This is a genomic window from Streptomyces sp. NPDC005803 (genome assembly GCF_040630435.1).
Lineage (GTDB): Bacteria > Actinomycetota > Actinomycetes > Streptomycetales > Streptomycetaceae > Streptomyces.
In genome coordinates, this window is the sequence record NZ_JBEXXO010000008.1 from 131,075 (window position 1) to 155,857 (window position 24,783).

The window sequence follows — 24,783 nt, forward strand, 5'->3', positions numbered from 1 at the left end:
CCGTTGCTCACGCCGGCCCGGGTCCCGCGCCGCGCTGTTTGTACAGGCTGATGCTGACCGTACGGTCATCGGCGACCGAGGAGTCGACCTTTCCGGCCAGTGCGGAGAGCACCGTCCAGGCGAACGTGTCGCGCTCCGGGGCCCGGCCGTCCGTCGTGGGGGCCGAGACCGTCACCTCGAGAGAATCGTCGACGAGCCGGAACACGCAGCTGAGGACGGAGCCGGGCACGGCCTGCTGGAGCAGGATCGCGCAGGCCTCGTCGACCGCGATGCGAAGGTCCTCGATCTCGTCGAGAGTGAAGTCCAAACGCGCTGCGAGGCCGGCCGTGGCCGTACGCAGCACCGACAGGTAGGCACCCGCAGCGGGCAGCCGGACCTCTACGAAGTCCTGATTCCCGGGCTCGCCTGCGATCTGGGACACCCTCACCTCCAAGGTGGCACAAACTCTTCGAGGATCCGGGAAGGGTCGCCCGGAGCCATGCGGTACGTCTTCGGTTCTTGGTCCGGCGACGCTATCGCGATCCATGATGCCGTGTCGCCGAGACCCCATCCCATGACTGTCACTCATGGTAAGCCCATGGGTACGCACAGTGGCTAGGGGGTTGCGGCGGTCAATTACGAACACCACGCGCCGGTTTGACGTACCCAGGCGTCAGACGATCGAACCGTCCTCGAAGCACCAGCGCCAGCTCTCGCCGGCCTCGAAGCTCCGCATCACCGGATGGCCGGTCTCCTTGAAGTGCCCCGTGGCGTCCTGCCGCGGTGACGAATCGCAGCAGCCGACGTGGCCGCAGACCAGACAGAGCCGCAGCTGCACGGGGTGGGTGCCCGCCGCCCGGCATTCGAGACAGGTCTCGGAGAGGGGCGCCGGTTCGGGGCGCGGCAGGTCCGGTACGTGGGGGCACTCGCTCATGATGGCCAGGTTACGACGGATGAGAGGATCATGGGATGGACGCATTGCCCCTGGTGGCGCTGGTCGCGGCCAGCGCCGCGGTGGCGGGACTCGCTCGCCGGACGCCCGTGCCCGCCCCCCTCCTCGTCGTAGCCCTCGGGCTCATCGGTTCGTACCTGCCGGGGGTGCCGACGTACACGCTGGACGCGCACATCGTGCTGCCGCTCCTGCTGCCTCCGCTGCTCTACACGGCGGCCGTGGACAGTTCGTACCTGGACTTGCGGGCCAACCTCCGCCCCGTCGCCCTGCTGTCCGTCGGCTATGTGCTGTTCGCCACCGTCGCGGTGGGCTGGCTGGCGTACCGGCTGGTGCCCGACCTGCCGCTCACGGCGGCCCTCGTCCTGGGCGCCGTGATCGCCCCGCCGGACGCCGTCACCGCCGCGGCCATCGCCCGCCGGGTCGGCCTGCCCGCCCGGGTCACGACGATCCTGCAGGGCGAGTCCCTGGTGAACGACGCCACCGCGATCACCGCCTACAAGGTGGCGCTCGCCGCGGCCGTGGGCGAGGGCATGAGCTGGGGCGGCGGGATCGGCGAGTTCCTGCTGGCCTCGGTCGGCGGTGTCGGGGTCGGCCTGGTGCTCATGGTCCCGCTGCACTGGCTTCGTACGCACCTCAGGGAACCCCTGCTCCAGAACACGCTGTCGCTCCTGATCCCGTTCGTGGCGTACGCCGCCGCCGAACGCGTGCACGCCTCCGGGGTGCTCGCCGTGGTCGTCGTCGCGCTCTACCTGGGGCACCGCTCCTGGCAGGTCGACTTCGCCACCAGGCTCCAGGAGGCCGCCGTCTGGAAGATGGTCGCGTTCGTCCTGGAGTCCGCCGTCTTCGCCCTGATCGGCCTCCAGCTGCCCTTCGTACTGAAGGGGCTCGGTACGTATGCCGTCGCCGAGGCCCTCTGGTACGCGGTGGCGGTGTTCCTGGCCGTGGTCGTGGTCCGGTTCATCTGGGTCTATCCGGCGACCTACGTGCCACGCCTGCTGTCCCGGCGCATCCGGGAACGGGAACCCGAGACCAACTGGACCTCGCCGCTGATCGTCGGCTGGGCCGGGATGCGCGGCGTCGTCTCGCTCGCCATCGCCTTCTCCATCCCGCTGGTCACGAGCGACGGCGAGGCGTTCCCGGCCCGCAACCTGGTGCTGTTCCTGACGTTCACCACGGTCATCGGCACGCTGGTCGTCCAGGGGCTCACGCTGCCGGTCCTGGTCCGGGTCCTGAAGCTTCCGAGCCGTGACCGGCAGGCCGAGACGCTCGCCGAGGCGCAGGCCCAGAGCGAGGCGTCCACGGCCGCCGAGGCGCGCCTGGAGGAACTGCTCGCCGACCGGCGCAACTGCCTGCCCCAGCCCCTCACCGACCGGCTGCGCACGGTCCTGGAGCGCCGCCGCAACGCCGTCTGGGAACGGCTCGGCGCGCCCAACCCGGTGACCGGGGAGTCGGCGGACGACACCTACCGGCGGCTGGCCCGCGAGATGATCGACGCCGAGCGCGAGGTCTTCGTACGGCTGCGGGACGAGCGCCGCATCGACGACGAGATGATGCGGACCCTGCTCAGGCGCCTCGACCTGGAGGAGGCCGCCGCCTACCGGGAGGAGTCGGACGGCTGATCCTCCCCGGGTCCGTCCGGGCGTCCCGTGACCACGGCCGCGACGGCGGTGCCGGCGGGGAACGCGCCCTCCCCCGCGAGCACGGTGAGCGCGTACAGGAGTTTGGCCACATAGAGCCGCTCGACCGGCAGCCCGTGGCGGTCCTCGAAGTCGTCGGCGAAGGCGTGCAGCGCGGGGGTGGTGCGGGCGTATCCGCCGAAGTGGAACCGGTCGTCCAGGGACCACGCGCCGGCCGGCCCGCCGAACGCCTCCCGCTGGAGGTCGCGCACCGCGTCCCCGAGGAAACCGCCGCGCAGGACCGGGATGCCGAGGGCCCGCTGGCCCGGTGCCAGCCCCGCGGCGAGTCCCGCGAGGGTGCCCCCGGTGCCGCAGGCCACCGCCGCCACACCGGCCGCCCCGCGCAGCTCGCGGCCGAGCTCTGTGCAGCCCTGTGCGGCCAGCGCGTTGCTGCCGCCCTCCGGGATGACCTCGCACTCCCCGTGGGCGCTCAGCAGCCCCGCCAGGACCTGTGGATCGGCCTTGTCGCGGTAGGTCCGGCGGTCCACGAAGTGCAGCCGCATGCCGTCGGCCGCGCACCGGGCGAGCGAGGGGTTGAGCGGGCGGTGGGCGAGTTCGTCGCCCCGGACGACGCCGATGGTGCGAAAGCCCAGCAGCCGGCCCGCGGCCGCCGTGGCCCGCAGATGGCTGGAGTACGCGCCGCCGAAGGTCAGCACGGGGCGGCCGGCGGTGGCGCGGAGGTTCGGGGCGAGCTTGCGCCACTTGTTGCCCGGGAGGTCCGGGTGGATCAGGTCGTCCCGCTTGAGGAGCAGCGTCACGCCGTGCCGCGCGAAGCGTTCGTCCTCGGCCGGCTGCAGGGGCGACGGGAGCGCCGGCCGCAGCCGGGAGAGGCCGAGCGCGTCGGGCGGGGTGGAAGGCATGACTCCATTGTGGCCGCGCCCCGGCCGCAGCGGCCCCCGGCCTACTTCAGGCGTTCGTGGATCCGGGCTCGCATGGCCGTCATCGAGAAGCCGCGCGGGTCCACCTTGCCGGGCTGCCACTCCCGGTGGCCGATGACCGACCGCGAGGTCCAGTCGTGGTGGCGGCAGACCGCGGCCGCGGCCTTCTCGATGGCTTCGAGCTGGACGGCGGGCCAGGGGTCCTCGCCGTCGCCGAGGTTCTCGCACTCGAAGCCGTAGAAGTGCCGGTTCCCGTCCGTGTTGGCCTCGTTGTCCGAGGGCAGGCGCTTCTCGGCGATGACGGCGCGCAGCACGTCGTCGTCGCCCAGCCCGGCGTGGTTGGTCCGTCCGTAGCCGACCAGGTGGACCCGGCCGTCCTTGGCGATGACGCCGTGGCACAGGGGCCCCGGCAGTGCGGCGGAGCCGTCGCGGCAGATCCGCACGGTCGCGGCGGTGCCCTTGGTGACCGTGTGATGGATCATCACGCCGTTGACAGGCCCCCAGGGGCCCTTGTGGTTGCGGTTGTGGGTACGCCAGTCGCCGACCTGGACGACGGTGAGTCCTTCGTCCTTCAGGGCGCGGAGAAAGGTGCTCGCGGACATGGGTGAGGACATGACCGCCTCCTTCGTGCGTGGGGGAGTTCGTCCGTACAGCGCTTGTACCCGCCGGACAGGGTCCCGGACCAGTCGCCGGGGGTTTCCGGGGCCCTGTTCGGACGGTGTGCGAGCCGATCCGGACAACTCCGCGAGCACCGCGCGGACATCAGCCCTGGGCGAGCCACAGGTCGGGGCCGAACACCTCGTAGTGGATGTCCGCCGCCGGGACGCCCTTGGCGAGCAGCTGGGTGCGCACGGCCCGCATGAAGGGCAGGGGACCGCAGAGGTAGGCGTGGGTGCCGGAGGGGATCACGACGCCGGTCAGGTCGACCAGACCGGTGCGGTCCGCGGGGTGGCCCGGCTCGGGGTCCTCGTACCAGAAGTGGGCGGCGGCGTCGGGGAGTTTGGCGGTGAACAGGGCGTGGTCGGCGCGCAGGGCGTGGTCGGCGGGGGAGCGGTCGCCGTGCACCACGGTCACCGGCGCGCGGTGGCCGGAGTCCGCGAGGTGCTCCAGCATCGACAGCATCGGGGTGCAGCCGATGCCCGCGGAGGCGAGCAGGAGCGGGGCGTCGGCGGACTTCAGCACGAGGTCGCCGTAGGGGGCGGAGACCCGGAGCCGGTCGCCCGGGCGGACCTGTGCGTGCAGCTGCCGTGAGACCTCGCCGTCGGGGGCTCCGCCGCCGTGCACCCGCTTGACGGTGAACGAGCGCAGTGCCGACCCGGGGGCGGAGGACAGGCTGTACTGGCGTATCTGGCGGGCGCCGTCGGGGAGTTCGACCTGGACGGAGACGTACTGACCCGGGCGGAAGGCGGGGGCGGGGGCGCCGTCGGCCGGGCGGAGCTGGAAGGTGGCGGCGTCGGCGGTCACCTCGGTGCGGGAGACCACCTCCCAGTCGCGCCAGACGTCACCGGCGACGACGCCCTGCTGTGCGTACAGCCGCTCCTCGATGGCGATCAGGGCGTTGGCCATCAGCCAGTAGACCTCGTCCCAGGCGGCCGCGACCTCGGGGGTCACCGCGTCGCCGAGCACGTCGGCGATGGCGGCGAACAGGTGCGTGTGCACGACGTCGTACTGGGCGGCCGTGACGCCGAGCGAGGCGTGCTTGTGCGCGATGCGGCCGAGCATCACATCGGGGCGGGTGCCGGGGTGCTCGACCAGCTGGGTCGCGAACGCGGCGATGGAGCCGGCGAGCGCCTGGCGCTGGGCCCCGGAGGCCTGGTTGCCGCGGTTGAACAGGTCGCGCAGCAGCTCGGGGTGGGCGTCGAACAGCTTGCGGTAGAAGAGATCGGCGATGTCTCCGATGGCCGCGCCTACGGCGGGAAGGGTGGTGCGGACGGTGGCGGCCGACGGCTCGGAGAGCATCGTTAACTCCTCGGATCAGAATTGGCATCTCAGATGCGCATTTAAATCCAGTGTAGAAACCGGGCCGTGGGCCCGGTGCGGCGGGGGGTCGTTCAGCCGTCCGTCGGCGGTCCGCTGCTGATGCCGATCAGCAGGGGCCCGGTGGGGGAGGTGACCAGCTCGGCGACGGTGAGCGGGTCGAGCGAGGCGTAGAAGGCCTCCGAGGCCGCCCGCAGGGCGTTGCGCAGCCGGCAGTCCGACCGCAGGGGACACGGGGTGGCGCCCTCGCACTCGACGACGTCGCCCGGTCCCTCCAGCTCGCGGACGAGCCCGCCGACGGAGGCGGAGCGGCCGGCCGGTGTGAGGGCGAGCCCGCCCCCGCGGCCCCGCCGGGCCTCGACCAGACCGAGGTGCTGGAGGCGGGCCACGACCTTCGCGGCGTGGGAGTACGGCACCTGCATGGTCGCCGCCACCTCCCGGGTGGTCGGCGGGTCCTCGTTCTCCACGACGGCGAGACGCATCAGCACGCGCAGCGCCACGTCGGTGAACCTTGTCAGCCGCATGGCGGTCACGGTAAGTGAAGTTGCATGCCATATGCAAATTATTCGGCCGCAGGGCATCGCGCAGCGTGGTGCCCAACCCAAAGCCCGATTAGTCACACTCTTTTGTGTAATGGCGTGCGGAGTCCGCATGCTGAAAGGTTCTTCTCGCAGGTCAGCCGTTGAATCGAGAGGACGACAGATGTCCGTTGGCGAAGAGGTTCAGAACGCGCAGGTGCCGCCGCAGCAGAGTCTCGGCACGGCAGCCGCGCGGAACCTCGCGACGACCACCAAGTCCGCTCCGCAGATGCAGGAGATCACCTCACGGTGGCTGCTGAAGATGCTGCCGTGGGTCCAGGTGCAGGGCGGCACCTACCGGGTGAACCGCCGGCTGAGCTACTCGGTCGGGGACGGCCGCGTGACGTTCGTGCAGACCGGGGACCGGGTCGCGGTCATCCCCGCCGAACTCGGTGAACTCCCGGCTCTCAGGGACTTCGAGGACGAGGAGGTGCTCGCCGAACTGGCCCGGCGGTGCGAGCAGCGTGACATTCCCGCCGGACAGCTCCTGGCCACCGCGGGCGAGGCGGCGGACCGGGTCTTCCTGCTGGCGCACGGAAAGGTCGAGAAGGTCGGCACCGGCCCCTACGGGGACGAGACGGTGCTCGGCGTCCATGCGGACGGGGCCTACTTCGGGGACCACTCCCTGATCGAGGGCGACGCCCTGTGGGAGTACACGGCCCGCGCCGTCACGGCGTGCACGGTCCTGACGCTGAGGCGGGCCGATGTGCTCAACCTCGCCGAGCGCGCCGAATCGCTGCGCACCCATCTCGCCGGGCTGCTCGCCATTCCGCACCAGCGCACCAACAAGTACGGCGAGGCGGAGATCGACCTCTCCGCGGGCCATGTCGGCGAGGCCGTCGTCCCGCACACCTTCGTGGACTACGAGTCCGCGCCCCGCGAGTACGAACTGAGCGTCGCGCAGACCGTTCTGAAGGTCCACAGCAGGGTCGCCGACCTCTACAACCAGCCGATGAACCAGACCGAGCAGCAGTTGCGGCTCACGGTCGAGGCGCTGCGCGAGCGCCAGGAGCACGAGCTGATCAACAACCGGGAGTTCGGCCTGCTCAACAACTGCGACTACGGGCAGCGGATCCAGCCGCACGACGGGGCGCCCGGCCCCGACGACATGGACGAACTGCTGTCGCGACGCCGAGGATCGAAGCTCTTCCTCGCCCACCCCCGGGCCATCGCCGCCTTCGGCCGCGAGTGCAACAAGCGCGGGCTGGTGCCGGAGAGCGTGGACGTCGGCGGTCACCACGTGCCGGCCTGGCGCGGGGTGCCGATCTTCCCGTCCAACAAGATCCCGGTCACGGACGCCCGCACCACGTCGATCATCTGCATGAGGACCGGCGAGGCCGAACAGGGCGTCATCGGCCTCCAGCAGTCGGGCATCCCGGACGAGATCGAACCCAGCCTGTCGGTCCGCTTCATGGGGATCGACGAGCAGGCGATCATCTCCTACCTCGTGACGGCCTACTACTCCGCGGCCGTACTGGTCCCGGACGCCCTGGGCGTCCTGGAGAACGTCGAGGTCAGCCGCTGGCGGTGAGTCCCCGGGGTCCCGGGCCCACCGGGTCCGGGACCCCGTCGACCGCAGTCGGCGCACCCACAGCAACCACCCACGTCCCCGGCCCCCGGGGCGAGAGTCATCGGGGGCCGGGGACGGCAACGACCGGGGTGACCGATTGACCATGACCCGTACCGACGCCGCCGCCACCGAGGGCAACGAGGCCGCGGCGCTCCTGGAGTACACCCGGACCCTCGTCGATCCGCATCTGCGGGCCGCCATCGCCTCACTGCCAGGATCGATCCGGCGCGTGGCGATGTACCACTTCGGCTGGGAGCACGCCGACGGCAGCCCCGCCGCGGGCGGCGCCGGCAAGGCGATCAGACCCGCGCTCGTCCTCGCCGCCACCCGGGCGCTCGGCGGTGACCCGACGGAGGCCGTGCGGGCCGCCGTCGCCGTGGAACTGGCCCACAACTTCACGCTGCTGCACGACGACGTCATCGACGAGGACCGCACCCGCCGTCACCGGGCCACGGCCTGGACGGTCTTCGGCATCCCCGACGCCGTCATCGCGGGCGACGCCCTGCTCGCCCTCGCCCAGCGGCTCCTCGCCGAGGACCCCCGCGCGGTGTCGTCCCGCGCCTCGGCCCGGCTCTCCACGTGCGTCATCGAGTTGTGCGCGGGCCAGCAGGCGGACTGCGCCTTCGAGGAACGCGGACCGGACGAGGTCTCGTTGGACGAGTGCCTCACCATGGCGACGGCGAAGACGGGAGCGCTGCTCGGCTGCGCCTGCGCGCTGGGCGCGCTCTACGCGGGCGTGGAGGAGCGCGCCGTCGGAGCGATGGACGGCTTCGGCCGGGAGGCCGGACTCGCCTTCCAGCTCATCGACGACCTGATCGGCATCTGGGGAGACCCGTCCCAGACCGGGAAGCCGGTCGGCGCCGACCTCGCCGCCCACAAGAAGTCGCTGCCCGTGGTCGCCGCGCTGACCTCGGGCACCCCGGCGGCGGCGGAGCTCGCCGCGCTCTACCGGGGCCCCATGACCACATCCGGTGAGGTGAGCCGCGCGTCCGACGCCGTGGACCGGGCGGGCGGCCGCGACTGGGCGCAGGTCTGCGCCGCGGACCGGATGGCGCGCGCGGTGCACCACCTGTCCCGGGCGGTGCCCGATCTGTCGGCGGCGGGCGATCTCCTGGCCCTGGCGGAGTTCGTCACCCGCCGGACGCACTGAACGGAGGCGACGGAGGTACGGGGGCGGAGGCCACAGGGTCGACGGAGGCAAGGGAGCGGGAGAGGCAGGGAGGACGGCGAAGCCGAGGCAGGCGACGCAGCTACGGGGGACGACAAAGGCGAGGGAGACGACGCAGCTAAGGGGACGACGGAGGCGAGGGGGCAACGGAGGAGACAGGGGTTCCGGATCGCGCGGAGGCTCTTCGGTTCGGGGCGGGGCGGGCCAAGGTGGGGCGGATCGAGGAGAACGAATCGGCCGAGGTCACAGGGGCCGGGCGGTGAAGTGGAGGGCGGCACGGGGAGTGTCCGAGCCACGGGCTACAGTCCGTGCCCATGACAGATGAGTCGTGGGCAGGGTGGTACCGGGACCGGCAGGGCTCCGATGCCGTCATCCTCACCACCGACGGACAGCAACTCCGCCTTCGCATCAGGGGCGTCGACTTCGAGGGCGAGAGCTTCGACGGCCTGCGCCCGGTGGCGGGCAAGCCGCCGGAGAGCGAGGTGTTCACCCTGGCGGTCGGGGTCCTCAACGACTGCGTCCTGGAATGGGACCTGCCGTTCCCGGTCACCGCCGACGGCACGGTCCACCAGGCCACACTGAGCTGCCTGTTGTCGTTGCGCAGGCCCGACCCGTATCTCTACCTGGAGCTGCGGTACGGCGGCGCGGCCTTCCGGTCCCACCGGGCGGAGAGCGACTTCGGGGCCGCACTCGCCACCATCCAGCGGTCCCTGCCGCCCGGGATCCGGCTCCGGACGTGCATCGGGTGCGCCTTCTCGGACTACTTCCCGGCGCCCGGCCGCGGGCTCTCCGGCGGGCTCGCCTGCTTCCGGGGCGCCAAGGAGGCCTACCGCGGAGCGGCCGGCGAGGACGACGTCCTCGACCTGTGGGACCGGCGCAGCGGATTCGTCCAGGAGGTCTGGAGCTGCGACGAGTTCGAGGCGCGCCCGGAGGCGGGCGCGGGCACCGGCCACCGGGGCGCGTTCCCGCTCGAAACGGCCTGACCCGCCCCACCGGGCGTAAAAGCCGGCCCGACCGGCCCTCTCGAAGGGCCATGGGGACCGGCGGCCTGACTCCCGGGCTCCCCGGCCACTGATTCACCGGTCCCACCGATACCTCCGAACCGGCCTGACGGCGCACCACCACCGTCGGGCCGGTCCGTCGTTGCGCCCGCGCGTCGGTTCGTCGTTGCGCCCGCGTCGTTGCGCCCGCGCGTCGGTTCGTCGTTGAGCCCGCAGCGGTGCGTCGGTGCGTCGGTGCGTTTCCGCGTTGCCGCGTTGCCGCGCGATCATTGTTCTACTAGCATGCGAACAATGGAGGTTTTGATGAACCGGAAAATCGTCGGCCGGGCGGCTCTCGCCGTCCTGCCGTTCCTGCTCGCTCTCGCAGTCGACCTGGTCGTCTTCGCCACTCGGAGGGACCGTCTGCCCGCACAGCTGGCCAGTCACTTCGTCGGCAACGGCCGGGCGGACGACTACGCGGGCCGGACCACGTACGTGGTCGTCACCACGGTGCTGCTCGTCGGCACGGGCATGCTGTGGGCCCTGCTGACCGCCAGGGGAGGGTTCCAGGGCCGGGCGGACCACAGGTCGCTGGCCTGCGGCTACTCCGTCGCCGGCTTCCTGGGCTACCTGATGGCGGTGGTCCTGCTCGTCAACGTGGACGCCGCCGAGGACGCGCAGGGGCGCGCGCAGGGCGTCTCGTTCCCGATGTGGCATCTGGCCGCCGCGCTGGGGGTCGCCGCGCTCGCGGCCGGGCTCGGGCTGCTGCTCGCCGCGCTCCTGCCCGTACACGAGCGGCCGTCGGCCGGCGCCCCGGCCGCTGACAGGGAACGGATCGAGCTGGCTGCCGGGGAGGTGGCGGGGTGGGCGCGCCGTACCGGGAACCGGTGGCTGCTGCCGGCGGCGGCCCTGCCCTGCGTGGTGGGTATCGGGCTGCTGTTCACCGGGGACTGGATAGCAGCGGTTCCGCCCTTTCTGGTCGGGTTGTTCCTGGCGAGCTTCGCCCGTCCTTGCGTGACCGTGGACCGGCGTGGGCTCACCGTCTCCGGGTCGCTGCCGTGGCCGAGGGTGCGGGTTCCGCTCGACCGGATCGACACGGCGGTCAGCCGGGAGATCGACCCGCTCTCCGAGTACGGGGGCTGGGGCTACCGGATCCGGTCGGGGCGCACCGGCGTCATGACCCGTTCCGGTGAGGGGATCGTGGCACGGTTGGCCGACGGCCGGGACTTCGCGGTGACGGTCGACGACTCGGCGACAGCCGCCGCGCTCCTCAACACCCTGATCGACCAGCGCCGAACGGAACACTGACCATGCTCTTCCGGGTCGACCCCACCTCCACCGTGCCGCTCGGCGACCAGATCGCGGCCTGTGTGCGCCGTGCCGTCGCCGACGGGGCGGTGGCCCCCGGCGAACGGCTTCCCGCCGCCCGGGTGCTCGCCGAATCGCTCGGCGTGAATGTGCACACGGCCCTGCGCGGCTATCAGCGGTTGCGCGAGGAAGGGCTGATCGAACTGCGCCGTGGCCGCGGCGCGGTCGTCGCCCACGGGGCCTCTCCGCACCGCGCCAGGCTGCTGGAGCGCGTGCGCGAGATGGTCGGCGAGGCGCGCGAGCTCGGAATGACGGAGGACGAACTGCTGGCCCTCGTCCGCAGCGAACTCGCCGCCGGGTGACCGCCGCCGTGCCGCCGGCCCCCGCGCAGGGCCCGCACGCCGCCGAACGCCCGCCCCGCCCCGTGAGGCCCGAAGCCCCCGCCCCACGAAGGCCCGCCCCGCCCCCGTGAGACCCGAGGGCCTGACCCGTTCCCGCAGGCCCGCCCCGTGAGGCACGAACGCCCGCCCCGTTGAAGGGGCGTGCCGCCCAGCGAAGGGCCACCCCGTCCTGCGAGGTGGCCCGTCGCGGCGGCGTCAGGAACCGCTGCGGGCGAGCGCGGCCGCGAAGCCGTACTGCCAGAGGTAGTTCACCTGGCTGCGCTCACGGGAGTTCGGATAGGAATTCGTGCAGGACGTACCGGGGCCCCCGCCCGACATCAGCTCGCTGCACGGGCCCGAGTAGTGGTCCGGCAGGCCGAGGACGTGCCCGGTCTCGTGGGCCGTCACACGGGTGGAGTTGTACTGCCGGTTCTGCGCGTAGTCGAGGAAGATGTACCCGTTGCCGTGGCCGTCCGTGCTCGCGTAGGAGCCACTCGGGTCGTTGCCCTCGTAGTACGAGAAGTCGGCGTTGGACCCCTCCTGGAGCCGGACGTTGGAGACGGAGCTGTTCCAGATCTGCGCGCTGCTGGCTATCTGCGAGCGGAAGCTCGGGGCGTTGGCGGCGCTGTAGACGATGGTGACGGCCTGGACGCCCGGCTGCGCGGCCCGCTTCTCGGCCACCGACTTCGCCACCGCCTCGAAGAACGCCTTGTTGGCGGCGGCGCTCTCGTGCGATCCGGCGTGGGAGGTGTACGCCGCGTGGGCGGCGGAGGCGGACGTGGGGGGAGCGGCGGGCGCCGCCGGGGCGGCGGAGGCGATCGCGGGGGCGGTGCCCAGCGCGGCGGCGAGCGTGAAGCCGAGGCCGATCACGGCCGACATGACGGTCCTGGGGTGTCTCATGGGGGGTCTCCTGCCGATTACCTGCCTGGGGACCCGTCCGGTCAGCGGACGCGGACGGGGGCGGTACGCAGCGAGTGTCGGGGAACGCGGCCCCGCGCGGATGATGCCAACCGGTGATAGCGCAGCCCTATCGCCCCGTTCGGACACGGCCGGCCACCCGGCGTCCGCCGCGCCAACAGTCGGTGAATGAGGGGCATTTGATGGGGTTGCGGCGTCTGGTGCGTGGCGACCCGGCCCCCCTACTCTCGGCAGCATGGAGCTCGAGGTGAGGCACCTCAGGGTGCTGTGCGCCATCGCCGACACCGGCAGCCTGCACCGGGCGGCCCGCCGACTGGGCGTCAGCCAGCCCTCGCTCACCACCCAGCTGCGCCGGATCGAGAGGGCGCTGGGCGCCGAACTCTTCAGCCGTGAGCGCACCGGCTGCCACCCCACCCTGCTGGGCCGCGCCGTCATCGTCCGGGCCCGTCCCCTCGTCGACGGCATGAACGCGCTGGTCACCGACGCGAAGGCGGAGGTGGAAGCGGCCCGGTCCGACGGGCCGCGGCTGCGGATCGGCTGCACCGCGAGCCGCGTCATCGGCGGCTGGCTGCGCAGACTGCGGATCGAGCTGCCCGGCACGGACATCTCGCTGCGGGTCGACGTGTCGGCCCGCGCACTGCTGCGCGCGGTCCAGACGGGCCGGCTCGACGTCGCCTTCGTGCACGAGGTGGAAGGCTGCCCGCTGTCCGTTCCCGACGGCCTGGAGCAGCGGGTGCTGCTGGACCGGGAACCCCAGTTCATCTCCATGGCCCGCGACCATCCCGCGGCGGCGCTGCCCGTCGTCGATCTGGCCGACCTGGCCGCCGACCGCTGGATGGTCGACCCCACGGTGGACGGCGAATGGGACGGGCTGCGCCGGGTGTTCACCGCCGCCGGCGTCGCGCCGACGGTGCTGCACGGCGACTACCTCACCGCCGCCTCACTCGTCGTCCTCGGCGAGGCGGTGGCGCCGTGCCAGCCCACCTCGGGCCCGCGCGACGACATGGCGATCCGTCCGCTGCGCGACGACCCGCTCGCCGTCCGGCTGCTCCTGGTCTCCCGGCCGGGCGCGGACATGTCCGTGGTGTACGGGGAACTGGAGGCCGCCTACCGGGAGGCGGCCCAGCGGGCCGCCGGCTACCACCAGTGGCTGCTGCGCCACCGCAGCCCGCTCGTCCTGTCCTGAGCCCGGCCCTTCGGGCGCGGAGGGGTCCCGTCCGGTGGACCACGCCCGGTCCGGGCCGATTCAGCCGAGAGCGAGGACCGTCCCGGACCGGGGCGCGGACGGGCAGAGTCGGGGCATGAGGCTTCTGATACTGGGTGGTACCGAATTCGTCGGCAGGGCGGTCACCGAGGCGGCGCTCGCACGCGGCTGGGAGACCACGGTGTTCCACCGCGGCCGTCACGCACCCCCGCCCGGAGTGGCCGAACTGCTCGGCGACCGCACCGCGGAGGGCGGACTGGCCGCGCTCGCCGGGGTCGCGGAACCGGGCGACGGAACGTACACCTGGGACCTGGTCGTCGACACGTGGAGCGGCGCGCCTTCGGCCGTACGGGACGCGGCCCGGCTGCTGTCCGGCCGGGCGGCACGGTACACGTACGTCTCCAGCCGGTCGGTGTACGACTATCCGGCACCGGCGGGCCTGCCGGAGGACGGGCCGCTGGTGGAGGGCGCCTCGCCGGACGCCGGCGGCGACGTCTCGTACGCCCTGGCCAAGCGCGGCGGCGAACTGGCCGCGCTGGACGCCTTCGGGGACCGGGCGTTGCTCGCCCGCGCGGGACTGATCATCGGCCCCTGGGAGAACGTCGGGAGGCTGCCGTGGTGGCTGACACGGATCGCCCGGGGCGGTCCGGTGCTCGCGCCCGGCACCCCGGATCTGGCCCTGCAGTACATCGACGTCCGCGACCTCGCCGGATGGCTGCTGGACGCCGCCGGCCAGAGGCTGCACGGCCCGTACAACCTGGTCAGCCGTCCCGGGCACGCCACCATGGGCGAACTGCTGAACGCCTGCGTGCGCGTCACCGGTTCGGGCGCCGAGCTGCGGTGGACCGATGCCGGCCGGATCCTCGCGGCGGGCGTCGAACCCTGGACCGACCTGCCGGTCTGGCTGCCCCCGGGGGAGCTGTACGACACCATGCACCAGGGTGACGTCGGCAGGGCGTACGCGACGGGTCTGCGCTGCCGGCCGGTCGACGAGACGGTCGCCGACACCTGGGCGTGGCTGTGCGAGCTCGGCGGGAAGGCGCCGCAGCGCGCCGACCGCCCGCTGAAGGGCCTCGACCCGGCGACCGAGGCGAAGCTGCTGGCGGACTGACGGCCGGCGCCGCCGGGGGGACGGGCCGCCCCCGGAGTCCTGTCACCCCGGCCGGCCCCGCCACCGGGAGGGTCGGCGGCCGCCGTCCCGGCGTGGCAGGCCCGCGCGGGCCCCGTGAAGCTCCATATTGCGCTGTATGGGAACAAAGGCGCGCAGAAGCGGAAGAGATCACCGCGCGGCGGTGATGGCGGCAGCGGTGGCGGTCATGGCGGGAACCCTCGTTCCCGTCGCCGCCGCCGCCCCGCTGCCCGGCGGACCCGGTTCGTGTCCGGGGGACGGCTGCTCTCCCCTCCGGCCGGAGGCGGACGGTGCGTCCGTCATCCACCACGACAGCAGGAGCGACAGCGACTTCGGTGTCCTCGTCGCGGGCGACCACCTGGTCAGGGAGGCGGAGGGGGAGGGGGTCAGCCCGGCGCACAGCCGGCCACTCCTTCCTCTCCACTGGGAGGGGCGGCTCCCGGACACGGGTTCGCGCGGCGGTGAATGGGTGATCGGCGGGATCGCGGTGGTCCTGCTGATCGCTGGATCGGCGGCCACGCTGATGGCCCGGAGGGCACGCCGGCGCGGCTAGTTTTGGCCCATGGCCGAACTGCTGCACCTGACCGAACGCCCCTTGTGGGAGGCGGCTCGCGGGATCGGGACGTACGAGATGTCCACCCGTGGCCGCACCCTGCACGAAGAGGGCTTCATCCACTGCTCGCTGCCCCACCAGCTCGCCGGTGTCGCCGAGTTCCTGTACGGCGCCGGGAGCCGGGCCGGGGCCGGGGACGAGGACCTGGTGGTGCTCGTCATCGACACCGAACGACTCCCCGCGCCGGTGCGGTACGAGTCGCCGTCGCCCGGCGCTGAGGAGTTCCCGCACATCTACGGACCCGTTCCGGTCGAGGCGGTCGTGGAGGTGCGCCCCTGGCCGCACAAGGAAGGTGACCCCGCATGAACCCCACGGACGACACACAGGATCCCAAGGGCGTCGTGACCGGCCCGCTCACCGCCGTCACCGGGGCGAGCGGTGCGCTCGGCGGCCGGGTCGCGAAGCGGCTGACCCGGGCGGGCGTCCCCGTGCGGCTCCTCGGCCGCGACCCGTCGCGGCTGCCCGACCTGCCCGGCGCCGACACCGCACCGGCCGCCGCCTATGGGGACGGGGAGGCGATGCGCCGCGCCCTGGCAGGTGCGCACACCCTGTTCCTCGTCTCGGCGCACGAGAGCCCGGACCGGGTGCACGAGCACACGACGGCGGTGGACGCGGCGGTCGCGGCGGGCGTCGAACGGATCGTGTACGTCTCCTTCCTCGGCGCCGCCCCCGACGCGACGTTCACCTTCGCCCGCGACCACTGGGACACCGAGGCCCATATCCGGGTCTCCGGCGTCCGGCACACCTTCCTGCGCGACAGCTGGTATCTGGCCGGCCTCCCGGCGATGACCGGCACCGACGGCGTCCTGCGCGGCCCGGCGGGCGACGGCCGGGTCGCGGCGGTGGCCCACGAGGACATCGCCGACGCGGCGACCGCCGTCCTGCTGGCCGGCGCCGACCCCACGGGCCCCACGCACGACGGGCAGACGTACGACCTGACCGGGCCCGAGGCGTTCACCCTCGCCGAGGCCGCCGAGGAGCTGAGCCGGGTCACCGGCCGGACCGTCACCTACGAGCCGGAGACCCGGGAGGAGGCCTACGCCTCGCGGTCCCACTACGGCGCCCACGACTGGGAGGTGGCGGGCTGGGTGACCTCATACGAGGCCATCGCGGCGGGGGAGATGGCCACGGTCTCGGACGCGGTGGCCACCCTCACCGGCAGGCCCCCCATGAGTCTGGCCACGTACCTCCGGGAGCACCCGGAGAGTTACCGCCACCTGCTCACCCCGGGCTGAGGGCCGGTGCGCACGGATACGCCCTGGGGCCCCTGGGAGCCGATGCCGCTCGGGGACGCCGTGCGCCTGCTCTCTCCGCAGCCCACGCGGTGGTGGATCGCGGGCGGGTACGCGGTCGAACTGGCCGTGGGCCGCGCCTACCGGGACCACGGTGACATCGACGTACTCCTGTTGCGCCGCGACCAGCTGAGCGTCCAGCGGATCCTGCCGGACTGGGAGTGGTGGGCCGCCGACCCGCCCGGCACGCTGAGGCCCTGGCGCGCCGGCGAGATGTTGCCGCCGCGGGTGCACGACATCTGGTGCAGGCCGGGCGTGGGGGCTCCGTGGCGCGTGCAGTTTATGCTGGACGACGCGGAGGACGGCGACTGGGTGTTCCGCCGCGACCCGAGGATCCGCCTCCCGCTGGACCGGCTCGGCAGGGTCTCCGGGGACGGCGTCCCCTACCTCGCTCCCGAGGTCCAGCTCCTCTACAAGGCCAGGTCGCGGCGGCCCAAGGACGAGCGGGACTTCGAGGCCGTGCTGCCCGTCCTGGACGACGACCGGCGCTCCTGGCTGACGGAGACGATCACCCTGGCCGAGGGCGCCGGACACCCCTGGGCGGCCCGGCTGCGGGCGGGCTGACGACCTCGCCCGCGTCGAGGCGGTCGGCTCACACCACGTACGTACCCGCCTTCGCCGCCACGACCGCGGCCTCGGCGGCGCGGTCGGCGGCCGCCTCGTCGAGCGGGTCGCCGCTGGCCAGCAGGCGGTAGTAGAGGGGGGCCGAGACGGCGCGCACCACCTCGTCGGGATCGGTGCCGGCGGGGAGTTCGCCGCGCTCGACGGCCTCGGTGACGCAGCCCGCCCACTCGGCGATGCGGACCGCGTAGAAGCGGTGCAGAGCCTGCGCCGTGCGCGCGTCGCAGGTCGCCGCGGCGATCACGGAGCGGAACAGGGCTCCCTGGCGGGCGTCGGTGAGCGTCGAGAGCACCAGCCGGGCGTTGGCCCTGAGGTCCTCGGCCAGTGAGCCGGTCCGGGCGCGCGGCGAGGACTGTTCGGCCATGTCGTCGAGGAGGTCGGCGATCAGGCCGGTGGTGGTGGACCAGCGCCGGTAGACGGTCGTCTTGCCGACCTCCGCGCGGCGCGCGACGTCGGCGAGGTCGAGCCGGTCGAAGCCGTGCTCGGCCAGCGCGTCGCCTGCCGCGCGCAGGACGGATTCACGGACCCGGGCCGTACGTCCGCCGGGCCGGACCATGCCGGGTTCCACGTTCTCAGCGCTCTCCGACGTCATAACGGGTCTCCAGTTCCATTAATGGCTGTTCCTCTGCTACGGTCACTTCATCTTAACGGAACCACAGACCCGTTAAAACTTCCGTCCGAGGAAGGACGACCATGTCCGCACCCAGCCAGACCCCGCCACGCGCCACCGCCGTCACCACGTCGGCCCCGCCCCGCATGACCGGACGGCAGAAGCTCGTCCTGGCCCTGCTCCTCGGCGCCCAGTTCATGATCGCCGTGGACTTCTCCATCCTGAACGTCGCTTTGCCCGTCGTCGGCGAGGGACTCGGCTTCTCCCTCCCGGACCTCCAGTGGATCGCCACCTCCTTCGCCCTGGCGGCAGCCGGCTTCACCCTCCTGTTCGGCCGCATCGCCGACCTCGTGGGCCGCAAGCGCCTCTTCGTGGGCGGCATGGTCGTCCTCGGGCTCTCCTCGGCGCTCGGCGGACTGGCGACCTCCCCGGAGATCCTGCTCACCGCCCGCGTCCTCCAGGGCCTCGCCACCGCGGCCGTCACCCCGGCGGGACTCGCCCTGCTCACCACCGCGTTCAAGGAGGGCCCTCTGCGTGAACGCGCCCTCGGCCTCAACGGCGCCCTGATGTCGGCGGGGTTCACCGCGGGCGCGATCCTCGGCGGACTCCTCACCGACCTGCTCTCCTGGCGCTGGGCGTTCTTCGTCAACGTCCCCGTCGCCGCCCTCGTCGTCGCCCTCGCCCCGTCCGTCATCACCGACTCGCGCCCCGCGGGCCGCCCCCGGCTGGACGTCCCGGGCGCCGCGACCGTCACCGGCGGACTGCTGCTCCTGGTCTACGGCCTGACCCAGGCCGGCGCGACCGGCTGGACCACGCCCACCACCCTGGCCGCCCTGATCGCCGGCACCGCGCTGCTCATCGCCTTCTGGTTCGTCGAGAAGAAGGCCGCCGCGCCCCTCGTCCCCGTACGCATCCTCAAGCGCCGCAGCGTCATCTGGGGCAACGCCACTGGGCTGATCGCCTTCGTCACCGAGACCTCGCTGGTCTTCCTGCTCACGCTCTACCTCCAGGAGGTCCTGGGCTATTCGCCGCTCGCGACGGGCCTCGCCTTCGGTGTCCTGGGCATCGGCACGGTGATCGGCGGCACGCTCGGCGGCCGGGCCGTCGGCCGCTTCGGTAACCGGACGACCATCGTCGCCGGCGGCATCGTCCAGGCGGTGGCCACGCTCTCCCTGGTGGCACTCGGTACGTCCGGGGCCTGGATCTGGCTCCTGCTCGCCGCCACGTTCATCGGCGGCATCGGCAACATGCTGATGATCGTCGGCTTCATGGTCACCGCGACCTCCGGCCTCCCCGACGACGAACAGGGCCTGGCCACCGGGCTCGCCACGATGACCCAGCAGGTCGGCATCACCATGGGCATCCCGGTCATGAGCGCCATCGCCACGGCCAGGATGTCCGCCCTCGGCGACGCGGGACCGGAGGGCGTCCTCTCCGGTGTCTCGGTCGCCATCCTGGTCAACTCCGCCCTCGTCCTGGCGGGAGCGCTCCTCGCCGGAGCCTTCCTCCGGCCGCGGCGGGAAGGGAGCGGCGCTCAGCGGTGACGGCGCGGAGCGCGCACTGTACGCACACGACCGACCGGAGACGCGGGGCCGAAACGGCCCCGCGTCCGTCTGTCCGCACCCCTCGGGCCACGCCGGCCGCCGGCGGGATGCCGAAGCGCCACGGTGCCTCGGCGACGGCGCGCGCAGGGGGGCGGAGGGCTCAGAACACGAGATCCGAGGCGCTGACCGAGGGCTCCAGGTACATCGTCTCGGCGGTCAGGAACGGGGCCTTCCAGTCGCCGGTGCCCTTGTACAGCGAATCCCGGTCCCTGCGCAGGCCGATGAGGTCGGGACGCCCGTCACCGTCGGCGTCACCGGCGCCGACGAGCCCGCCGAACGCGTTCCAGCCGCCGCCCACCTTCGTGCGGGCGGCGAAAGTGCCGTCGCCCTTGCCCAGGTACTGCCACAGGACTCCGTCCTTGTCACGGGCCACCAGGTCGCCGGCCGGGGCGCCCGCGATGTTCCCGACGGCCGTGATGTCGTTGTAGACGCCCCAGCCGCTGCCGATCCGCGTGCGGGCGGCGAACGGCTTCGTGGCGTCCCCGGTGCCGGGGTAGAGCCACAGCACGCCGGACTTGTCGGTGGCGACGGCGTCCGGGCGGCCGTCGTTCGTCAGGTCGCTCCCGAACGCGATCTTGTCGTAGATCTGCCAGCCGCCCCCGACCTTGATCCGCCCGCTGAAGTTGCCGACGCCGTCGCCCTGGTACAGCCAGAGCACGCCGGATGCGTCCCGGGCCAGGAGGTCGCCGACGGCCGAACCGCCCAGGTCGCCGCCGGCTTCGATCCGGTCGTAGATGTTCCAGCCCGAACCGAGGAGGGCTTTGGGCTCGCCTGCGTGGATACCGCGCTTCGGGTTGTCCGGCTGGTAGAAGAGGTCGTTGCGCCACAGGCGGCCGGCGGAGTCCCGGGTGAGCAGGTCGGGGGTGCCGTTGTCGTCGAAGTCGTGCGGCGCGGTCTTGCGGACGACCTCGAAGGTGCCCTTGGCGACGGCGTCCGGGCCGATGCCGTTGTCCGGACGGGCGACGATCTCCCAGGTGTACGTGCCGTTGTGAACCTCTTCGTCCCAGTTGTTGGCCTGCCAGGCGAACCCCGTCGCCAAGGTCTGGTTCGAGGTGTGGGACTGCGTCTTCCCGGTGCGCACGTGGCGTACGGTGATCGACACGTTTCCCACTCGGGACAGGCTCCACCGGAAGGCGAAGCCGTCGCTCTTGTCGAGGTCCAGGACCGCGCCGGGAACGGTGAGGGCCGTGAAAGCGACCTCGGTGGGATCGCCGGTCGTCGCGACCTTCGCGACCGTCGGCGCCTCGCTCCCCGTGGCCGCGATCCGGTACATGCCCTCGCCCTGGCCGACGAGGCCGCCCCGTACGTAGAGGCTGCCGTCGGGGGCGGGCACGAGCTCGTACGCGTGGTCGAGCAGCCTCACCGATGTGTGGGTAGTGAGGTTGTAAGCGGTGAGGGGGTAGTGCGCGCCGGGCTGGGAGTAGGACATACCTCCGATCTGCCCGTACGCGACCCAGTCGCCGACGAGGCCGACGTGGAAGTCGCCCGACGCCGGCACCTGTGCCACCGGAATCTCCTGCACGGCACCGGTCGTGATGTCCGAGGCGAAGACCTGCGGAGTCCCGTCCGCCGCTTCGTACGACCACGCGGTGCGGGTCGCGGAGACGCCGACTTGGCCGAACGTCTGGTCACGGATGGAGCCGACGGTGCCGGTGGCGAGGTCGAGCAGGCCCCACTTGGCCTCCGAGCCCTGATGGAAGTTGATCCTCGCGCGCTCGGGAGTGGCGGGCGCGACCCAGAGGGAGGTCGCGCCGGCGGGGAGGCCGGTCACCGTCACGTTGTTGTCCGCCGCGGTGTGCTTGCGCAGGACGGTGCCCGTCTCGGTCGCGAGGGTGGTGAAGACGGCGTCGCCCGCCGAGCCGGCGTACTTCGCGCTGTCCGCAGCCGACCCGATGGGGATCTCCAGCGAACCACTGGTCCTCAGATTCCGTTGCGTGACCTGGTAGGAGCCGGAGAAGACCAGGAAGTCGGTGGTCCGGGTCGACCGCAGGTAAGTGTCGCCCGAGTACGCCTGTCCGGAGCCGTCCGAGTAGCGCCTCCACGTCGAGGTCTTGTCGGGTGCGGTCGTGAGGAAGCCGGTCACCCCGGCCGCGACGAGCCGGCTGCCTTTGGGGTACGGGACGGGGGCGGCGGCGGTGACAGCCGCGCTCGCGTGGAGGCCGGCGTCCGCCGCCGCGACGGCGTTCGCGGGGACGGCTTGCGCACTCGCGCCGACGGTGACGGCGAGGACGGTGGTGACGGCGGCGGCGAGCCGGCGTCGGGTCGGACGAGCCAGAGGCACGTGTCATTCCTCCCGGATGCAACAGGCGCACCATGCGCCTCACCTGTGAGACTCGCGGGAGAGCGAATGGATGTACGACGTATGGGCCCGGCCCGGGCCCACCGCCCACGCAGGTCCGGTGGGCCCCCGGTCACCCATCCGCCGGCCTCGTACGGCAGCGCCGCGGACCCCGCCCGCCTGTGGCCGGACAGCAAAAAACCGCACCCGGTCGGACGGGCACGCCATCATCAGCGGCCCGAGGACCGGGTGCGGTCAGGTGAGCGACGCGACCAGCGAAACCGCAGGTCAGGCGGCCCAACCAGAGATCAGGCCTTCTTGGTCTCCAAGTAGCGGGCCGGGTCGGCGACCTGCGGGGATCGCCCCTGCGGGCTGCTGACCTGGCCTTTTGTCGTTGGCCAGCGATGGGACGCGACGGTCCTGATCGGGTGTCTTGCGGACTGTGTTCGGACTGCTGCCCGCTCGCAGATAGCAGCGTTCCTGATACATCGACGGACACGAGCCGTGCCGACAAGCGGTGCCGCTGCTGCGCCGCCTGGTCATGGCCCCACGGCTGGCGTTGCCGGCTTCTGCGGCTCTTATCATTGTGAATCAGGATGTAATTCGCTAAGTGGATATAAGCACCCGCATGGCCGAGGGACTCCAAAAACCCCATACGTCCGCACCGCCCCACCGCTAGCATTACGCCCCTACATGCGGCACAAGCGCCATGGCGGTGGAGTCGGCATGACCGTCACAGATGACCAATCCTTCGATGCAGAACTCCCGGAGAGTGGGGGCGAGCATCGATATCCGGAGGAAAAGCTCTCTCTGCTGACCTATGCCGACTTGGCCAAGGCTGCTACGAAGATGCAAGCTGGCGCAACTAAGACGAAAGCCGGATGGGAAAACCTGCGAGCGTTGATTGCTCGGCTCCAAGGTGAGAACGAAGGTGCGCTAGACCCCACCCCGGGGGATTTGTGGGGCATCAAAGGGCTTCGCCTCTGTGGGTTTCAGGGAACTGCATCCGAAATTGCCGTGGAGATCGATCCTTCTCCTGGGATCAGCATCTATCACGGGCCGAATGGAGGCTTACCATCGGGTTTGTCAACCAGAAAGCCCGCTTTTGTATATCAATAACGTGCCTGGCCGGATTTCTATCGTCATCGGACTAGTGTCCCTGGAGGAAGTTACGGAAGCGGCCGGGCTGGTGCGATTGGTCAGGCATGTATATGCTCGAGCATCGGATATTTTGCACGGCAGGTCGAGTATGTTGGATGCTCCGGACGTGATAATTGATGAATGGCGGAGCATCGTTGAGCGGTTGGAAGCTCTAACCGGTGTGCGGTCGAATGTGGGTTCGCGCTGAACATATCGTCAGAAGGGCCGGGCACCCCTAATTCCAGCCGTTAAGGGAAACCTGTAGGCCCCCCGTGAAGTATCGGTGGAGGGCGCTTGCGGTGGTGTCCACGAACTCTTCGGGAATGGCGTTGGCGTGGACCCAGCGGACCTGGGAATGCTTCCGGGGTTCGCGGTTTTCGGGTTCGCCGGTCCACTCGTGGGCAGTGAATACGACGGTGAGGAACCCGTTGGGGGCTTCGACGCCCCAAGCGCCGTGGATGATGTGGGCGACCTTGAGAGACTCGGTCTTCACGGTGAGGCCGGTCTCCTCATAGAGTTCGCGGACCGCGGTCTCGGTGATGGGCTCGCCGGGTTCGCTCTTGCCGACCGGCAGGTCCCACATGCCTTGGGCGAACTTGGCTTTCTTGCTGCGTTGGAGTAGGACGACGCGGTTGGTGGCCCTGTCGTGGACGATGACCGCAGCGACCAGCAGGGTCATCGAATCGAACGCCGGTTTGAGTGCCTTCGACTGGTCGTCGGTCTGCTGGGGCATTGGGGTCCCTTCGTAGGACTGATTCTCAAGCGAGGGCTCCACGGGGCCGCTATAACAGTTCCGCAGAAAAGGGCAGTTCGGAGAGGTTCGCCGACCCGTCTGTTCACAGGAGCACGAGATCAAGGTGCGGGAGACTGTGCCACGGTCGATCCATCCGCAGGCTACGTCTGTCAGGGGCGATGGCTTCGATGCTGGTGCCAGAGCCGTGCGGCGTTGAGAATGTTCATTGTCCAGTCGTCTGAAGCGGAGCCCGCGATCTCTTCCCAGAGGTTCGCGCTGGCGTGGGCGAAGGCGTCCACCGCTCGGGGTGGTGCCGACACCCAGGTGGGAAGAAGCGCGACCGCCTCCTCTGCGGCGGATGGCGTGTGACCAGCCGCGACGAGCCAGATAATCCAGTGCGCAGGATCCAACCAGGCGGCTCCGCGGGTGGCCCAGCCCCAGTCGACGAGGTGGGCGCGGTCGTGGGTGATGAGAACGTTGTGGTTGTTCCAGTCCGTGTGGAGCAGCGCGTCCCCTGCGAAGGCTTCCGCATCGGCGGGATCGGCGACGTAGGCAGCCAAGCGCTGTTCGGCGAGCCGGAGTTCGATGTCAGGGCAAGGAAGTGCGGCGAGCTCTCTGAGGGCGCCGGTGACTTTGGGCAAGTCGGGGGAGCCTGGGGAGTAGTCGGCATGGTGACCGTCGATGGCCTCAAAGCCGAGGAGATCCCAGCCGCCGGCGATGACGTGGAAGAGCAGGCGCGGGGCGAGCGGGGTCACGTACGGGTTGATGTCTGCCTCGCGTTGCTGCGTCCAGACCCAGCGGTGGTCGGAGCGCAGGCCCTTGAGGAAGACGACTCCGCCGGCGGTGTGTGCGAGCGCGGAGAGGGAGCTGTTAAGACCAGTGCTGACGTCTTCGATTCTGAGAATCGAGCCGATCTCGGCTTCGATGGCGGTACGAGCGCCAGAGGGAAGACCGGCGAAGGTGATGGAGGGTGCGGGCATGGCCGTCAGGTTTCCAGATCTACGCGCCAACAGGGGCCTTCGGCGCGAGGTACCGCCGAAAGCCCCTGAAGGGATGGTCAGTTGTACGGGTTGTCGTCCCCGCAGCCGGGCGTGGTGGCCGCAGCGAAGGCGTCCACGTCGTCGATGAGGATGATCTCCGCATCAGGCTCGGACGGCGGGCGGATGGGGGCGATCTCGACTGCGATGGCGGTCAT

The 24,783-nt window shown here is 71.5% G+C and carries 26 protein-coding genes; 14 read left to right on the top strand and 12 right to left on the bottom strand.

Features of this window, described 5'->3' with window-relative positions:
• Nucleotides 1-7: 7 nt before the first annotated feature.
• Together ABZ454_RS13955 and ABZ454_RS13960 are read right to left on the bottom strand one after the other, a co-directional pair.
• A complete protein-coding gene (locus ABZ454_RS13955) occupies nucleotides 8-421 on the bottom strand; it encodes an anti-sigma regulatory factor (protein ID WP_067163834.1) in 414 nt (137 codons plus the stop codon).
• 231 nt (nucleotides 422-652) lie between these two features.
• Nucleotides 653-913, bottom strand: a complete 261-nt coding sequence (locus ABZ454_RS13960; RefSeq protein WP_356316872.1) for a UBP-type zinc finger domain-containing protein — start codon at nucleotides 911-913, stop codon at nucleotides 653-655.
• A gap of 35 nt (nucleotides 914-948) precedes the next feature.
• Between ABZ454_RS13960 and ABZ454_RS13965 the strand changes: the two genes are divergently transcribed.
• Nucleotides 949-2,550: a Na+/H+ antiporter gene (locus ABZ454_RS13965; RefSeq protein WP_359537914.1), complete on the top strand. Its 1,602-nt coding sequence runs from the start codon at nucleotides 949-951 to the stop codon at nucleotides 2,548-2,550.
• On the opposite strand, the gene ABZ454_RS13970 is transcribed toward ABZ454_RS13965, so the two are convergent.
• The 4 genes from ABZ454_RS13970 to ABZ454_RS13985 form a co-directional block, all read right to left on the bottom strand.
• The gene (locus ABZ454_RS13970; RefSeq protein ID WP_359537916.1) at nucleotides 2,526-3,467 is read right to left on the bottom strand and encodes a pyridoxal-phosphate dependent enzyme; all 942 of its coding nucleotides are present in this window, start codon (nucleotides 3,465-3,467) and stop codon (nucleotides 2,526-2,528) included. The genes ABZ454_RS13965 and ABZ454_RS13970 overlap by 25 nt on opposite strands.
• A 41-nt stretch (nucleotides 3,468-3,508) precedes the next feature.
• On the bottom strand, nucleotides 3,509-4,099 hold the full coding sequence (locus tag ABZ454_RS13975) for an N-acetylmuramoyl-L-alanine amidase (RefSeq protein ID WP_359537918.1): 591 nt from the start codon (nucleotides 4,097-4,099) through the stop codon (nucleotides 3,509-3,511).
• Nucleotides 4,100-4,247: 148 nt separating this feature from the next.
• Complete coding sequence (locus tag ABZ454_RS13980; protein ID WP_359537920.1) at nucleotides 4,248-5,444, bottom strand: globin domain-containing protein; 1,197 nt, start codon at nucleotides 5,442-5,444, stop codon at nucleotides 4,248-4,250.
• A gap of 92 nt (nucleotides 5,445-5,536) precedes the next feature.
• A complete protein-coding gene (locus ABZ454_RS13985) occupies nucleotides 5,537-5,986 on the bottom strand; it encodes an Rrf2 family transcriptional regulator (RefSeq protein ID WP_356316885.1) in 450 nt (149 codons plus the stop codon).
• Nucleotides 5,987-6,164: 178 nt separating this feature from the next.
• Between ABZ454_RS13985 and ABZ454_RS13990 the strand changes: the two genes are divergently transcribed.
• From ABZ454_RS13990 to ABZ454_RS14010, 5 genes are all read left to right on the top strand, one after another.
• Nucleotides 6,165-7,571, top strand: coding sequence for a family 2B encapsulin nanocompartment shell protein (locus ABZ454_RS13990; protein ID WP_359537922.1), 1,407 nt, complete (start codon nucleotides 6,165-6,167; stop codon nucleotides 7,569-7,571).
• A gap of 142 nt (nucleotides 7,572-7,713) precedes the next feature.
• Nucleotides 7,714-8,760: a family 2 encapsulin nanocompartment cargo protein polyprenyl transferase gene (locus ABZ454_RS13995; RefSeq protein WP_359537924.1), complete on the top strand. Its 1,047-nt coding sequence runs from the start codon at nucleotides 7,714-7,716 to the stop codon at nucleotides 8,758-8,760.
• Nucleotides 8,761-9,092: 332 nt separating this feature from the next.
• Nucleotides 9,093-9,761: a DUF6304 family protein gene (locus ABZ454_RS14000; RefSeq protein WP_359537927.1), complete on the top strand. Its 669-nt coding sequence runs from the start codon at nucleotides 9,093-9,095 to the stop codon at nucleotides 9,759-9,761.
• Between the two features lie 321 nt (nucleotides 9,762-10,082).
• Complete coding sequence (locus tag ABZ454_RS14005; protein WP_359537929.1) at nucleotides 10,083-11,066, top strand: DUF1648 domain-containing protein; 984 nt, start codon at nucleotides 10,083-10,085, stop codon at nucleotides 11,064-11,066.
• 2 nt (nucleotides 11,067-11,068) lie between these two features.
• Complete coding sequence (locus ABZ454_RS14010) at nucleotides 11,069-11,428, top strand: GntR family transcriptional regulator (RefSeq protein ID WP_356316895.1); 360 nt, start codon at nucleotides 11,069-11,071, stop codon at nucleotides 11,426-11,428.
• Nucleotides 11,429-11,662: 234 nt separating this feature from the next.
• On the opposite strand, the gene snpA is transcribed toward ABZ454_RS14010, so the two are convergent.
• Entirely contained in the window at nucleotides 11,663-12,346 is a 684-nt protein-coding gene (snpA, locus tag ABZ454_RS14015; protein ID WP_359537931.1) for a snapalysin, read from the bottom strand.
• A 253-nt stretch (nucleotides 12,347-12,599) separates the two neighbouring features.
• Here snpA and ABZ454_RS14020 point away from each other — a divergent pair, with 253 nt between their 5' ends.
• The 6 genes from ABZ454_RS14020 to ABZ454_RS14045 all read left to right on the top strand — a co-directional run bounded on the left by ABZ454_RS14020 (nucleotide 12,600) and on the right by ABZ454_RS14045 (nucleotide 17,166).
• On the top strand, nucleotides 12,600-13,550 hold the full coding sequence (locus ABZ454_RS14020) for a LysR family transcriptional regulator (RefSeq protein ID WP_359537933.1): 951 nt from the start codon (nucleotides 12,600-12,602) through the stop codon (nucleotides 13,548-13,550).
• A 115-nt stretch (nucleotides 13,551-13,665) separates the two neighbouring features.
• Complete coding sequence (locus ABZ454_RS14025; RefSeq protein WP_359537935.1) at nucleotides 13,666-14,679, top strand: NAD-dependent epimerase/dehydratase family protein; 1,014 nt, start codon at nucleotides 13,666-13,668, stop codon at nucleotides 14,677-14,679.
• Between the two features lie 136 nt (nucleotides 14,680-14,815).
• Nucleotides 14,816-15,250: a hypothetical protein gene (locus ABZ454_RS14030; RefSeq protein WP_359537937.1), complete on the top strand. Its 435-nt coding sequence runs from the start codon at nucleotides 14,816-14,818 to the stop codon at nucleotides 15,248-15,250.
• A 9-nt stretch (nucleotides 15,251-15,259) separates the two neighbouring features.
• A complete protein-coding gene (locus tag ABZ454_RS14035) occupies nucleotides 15,260-15,616 on the top strand; it encodes a DUF952 domain-containing protein (protein ID WP_356316905.1) in 357 nt (118 codons plus the stop codon).
• A gap of 35 nt (nucleotides 15,617-15,651) precedes the next feature.
• The gene (locus ABZ454_RS14040; protein WP_356316987.1) at nucleotides 15,652-16,545 is read left to right on the top strand and encodes an SDR family oxidoreductase; all 894 of its coding nucleotides are present in this window, start codon (nucleotides 15,652-15,654) and stop codon (nucleotides 16,543-16,545) included.
• Between the two features lie 6 nt (nucleotides 16,546-16,551).
• Nucleotides 16,552-17,166, top strand: a complete 615-nt coding sequence (locus ABZ454_RS14045) for an amino acid transporter (RefSeq protein ID WP_356316907.1) — start codon at nucleotides 16,552-16,554, stop codon at nucleotides 17,164-17,166.
• Nucleotides 17,167-17,194: 28 nt separating this feature from the next.
• On the opposite strand, the gene ABZ454_RS14050 is transcribed toward ABZ454_RS14045, so the two are convergent.
• On the bottom strand, nucleotides 17,195-17,815 hold the full coding sequence (locus ABZ454_RS14050; RefSeq protein ID WP_359537939.1) for a TetR/AcrR family transcriptional regulator: 621 nt from the start codon (nucleotides 17,813-17,815) through the stop codon (nucleotides 17,195-17,197).
• 101 nt (nucleotides 17,816-17,916) lie between these two features.
• On the opposite strand from ABZ454_RS14050, the gene ABZ454_RS14055 reads away from it, so the two are divergent.
• A complete protein-coding gene (locus ABZ454_RS14055) occupies nucleotides 17,917-19,377 on the top strand; it encodes an MFS transporter (RefSeq protein ID WP_359537940.1) in 1,461 nt (486 codons plus the stop codon).
• Between the two features lie 160 nt (nucleotides 19,378-19,537).
• On the opposite strand, the gene ABZ454_RS14060 is transcribed toward ABZ454_RS14055, so the two are convergent.
• The gene (locus ABZ454_RS14060; RefSeq protein WP_359537941.1) at nucleotides 19,538-21,718 is read right to left on the bottom strand and encodes a VCBS repeat-containing protein; all 2,181 of its coding nucleotides are present in this window, start codon (nucleotides 21,716-21,718) and stop codon (nucleotides 19,538-19,540) included.
• A gap of 723 nt (nucleotides 21,719-22,441) precedes the next feature.
• Here ABZ454_RS14060 and ABZ454_RS14065 point away from each other — a divergent pair.
• Nucleotides 22,442-22,834 carry a hypothetical protein gene (locus ABZ454_RS14065; protein WP_356316915.1) on the top strand — a complete coding sequence of 131 codons (393 nt, stop codon included), beginning with the start codon at nucleotides 22,442-22,444 and terminating at the stop codon, nucleotides 22,832-22,834.
• A gap of 256 nt (nucleotides 22,835-23,090) precedes the next feature.
• On the opposite strand, the gene ABZ454_RS14070 is transcribed toward ABZ454_RS14065, so the two are convergent.
• From ABZ454_RS14070 to ABZ454_RS14080, 3 genes are all read right to left on the bottom strand, one after another.
• On the bottom strand, nucleotides 23,091-23,588 hold the full coding sequence (locus ABZ454_RS14070) for an NUDIX domain-containing protein (RefSeq protein ID WP_356316917.1): 498 nt from the start codon (nucleotides 23,586-23,588) through the stop codon (nucleotides 23,091-23,093).
• Between the two features lie 170 nt (nucleotides 23,589-23,758).
• Complete coding sequence (locus tag ABZ454_RS14075) at nucleotides 23,759-24,568, bottom strand: aminoglycoside phosphotransferase (RefSeq protein ID WP_356316919.1); 810 nt, start codon at nucleotides 24,566-24,568, stop codon at nucleotides 23,759-23,761.
• A 77-nt stretch (nucleotides 24,569-24,645) separates the two neighbouring features.
• Nucleotides 24,646-24,783 carry a hypothetical protein gene (locus ABZ454_RS14080; protein ID WP_356316921.1) on the bottom strand — a complete coding sequence of 46 codons (138 nt, stop codon included), beginning with the start codon at nucleotides 24,781-24,783 and terminating at the stop codon, nucleotides 24,646-24,648.

Bases quoted from the DNA above. Each gene is read 5' to 3' on its own strand.
- ABZ454_RS13960 (WP_356316872.1), bottom strand. From the start codon at position 913: ATGAGCGAGTGCCCCCACGTACCGGACCTGCCGCGCCCCGAACCGGCG.
- ABZ454_RS13965 (WP_359537914.1), top strand. From the start codon at position 949: ATGGACGCATTGCCCCTGGTGGCGCTGGTCGCGGCCAGCGCCGCGGTG.
- ABZ454_RS13970 (WP_359537916.1), bottom strand. From the start codon at position 3,467: ATGCCTTCCACCCCGCCCGACGCGCTCGGCCTCTCCCGGCTGCGGCCG.
- ABZ454_RS13975 (WP_359537918.1), bottom strand. From the start codon at position 4,099: ATGTCCTCACCCATGTCCGCGAGCACCTTTCTCCGCGCCCTGAAGGAC.
- ABZ454_RS13980 (WP_359537920.1), bottom strand. From the start codon at position 5,444: ATGCTCTCCGAGCCGTCGGCCGCCACCGTCCGCACCACCCTTCCCGCC.
- ABZ454_RS13985 (WP_356316885.1), bottom strand. From the start codon at position 5,986: ATGCGGCTGACAAGGTTCACCGACGTGGCGCTGCGCGTGCTGATGCGT.
- ABZ454_RS13990 (WP_359537922.1), top strand. From the start codon at position 6,165: ATGTCCGTTGGCGAAGAGGTTCAGAACGCGCAGGTGCCGCCGCAGCAG.
- ABZ454_RS13995 (WP_359537924.1), top strand. From the start codon at position 7,714: ATGACCCGTACCGACGCCGCCGCCACCGAGGGCAACGAGGCCGCGGCG.
- ABZ454_RS14000 (WP_359537927.1), top strand. From the start codon at position 9,093: ATGACAGATGAGTCGTGGGCAGGGTGGTACCGGGACCGGCAGGGCTCC.
- ABZ454_RS14005 (WP_359537929.1), top strand. From the start codon at position 10,083: ATGAACCGGAAAATCGTCGGCCGGGCGGCTCTCGCCGTCCTGCCGTTC.
- ABZ454_RS14010 (WP_356316895.1), top strand. From the start codon at position 11,069: ATGCTCTTCCGGGTCGACCCCACCTCCACCGTGCCGCTCGGCGACCAG.
- snpA (WP_359537931.1), bottom strand. From the start codon at position 12,346: ATGAGACACCCCAGGACCGTCATGTCGGCCGTGATCGGCCTCGGCTTC.
- ABZ454_RS14020 (WP_359537933.1), top strand. From the start codon at position 12,600: ATGGAGCTCGAGGTGAGGCACCTCAGGGTGCTGTGCGCCATCGCCGAC.
- ABZ454_RS14025 (WP_359537935.1), top strand. From the start codon at position 13,666: ATGAGGCTTCTGATACTGGGTGGTACCGAATTCGTCGGCAGGGCGGTC.
- ABZ454_RS14030 (WP_359537937.1), top strand. From the start codon at position 14,816: ATGGGAACAAAGGCGCGCAGAAGCGGAAGAGATCACCGCGCGGCGGTG.
- ABZ454_RS14035 (WP_356316905.1), top strand. From the start codon at position 15,260: ATGGCCGAACTGCTGCACCTGACCGAACGCCCCTTGTGGGAGGCGGCT.
- ABZ454_RS14050 (WP_359537939.1), bottom strand. From the start codon at position 17,815: ATGACGTCGGAGAGCGCTGAGAACGTGGAACCCGGCATGGTCCGGCCC.
- ABZ454_RS14055 (WP_359537940.1), top strand. From the start codon at position 17,917: ATGTCCGCACCCAGCCAGACCCCGCCACGCGCCACCGCCGTCACCACG.
- ABZ454_RS14065 (WP_356316915.1), top strand. From the start codon at position 22,442: ATGACCGTCACAGATGACCAATCCTTCGATGCAGAACTCCCGGAGAGT.
- ABZ454_RS14070 (WP_356316917.1), bottom strand. From the start codon at position 23,588: ATGCCCCAGCAGACCGACGACCAGTCGAAGGCACTCAAACCGGCGTTC.
- ABZ454_RS14075 (WP_356316919.1), bottom strand. From the start codon at position 24,568: ATGCCCGCACCCTCCATCACCTTCGCCGGTCTTCCCTCTGGCGCTCGT.
- ABZ454_RS14080 (WP_356316921.1), bottom strand. From the start codon at position 24,783: ATGACCGCCATCGCAGTCGAGATCGCCCCCATCCGCCCGCCGTCCGAG.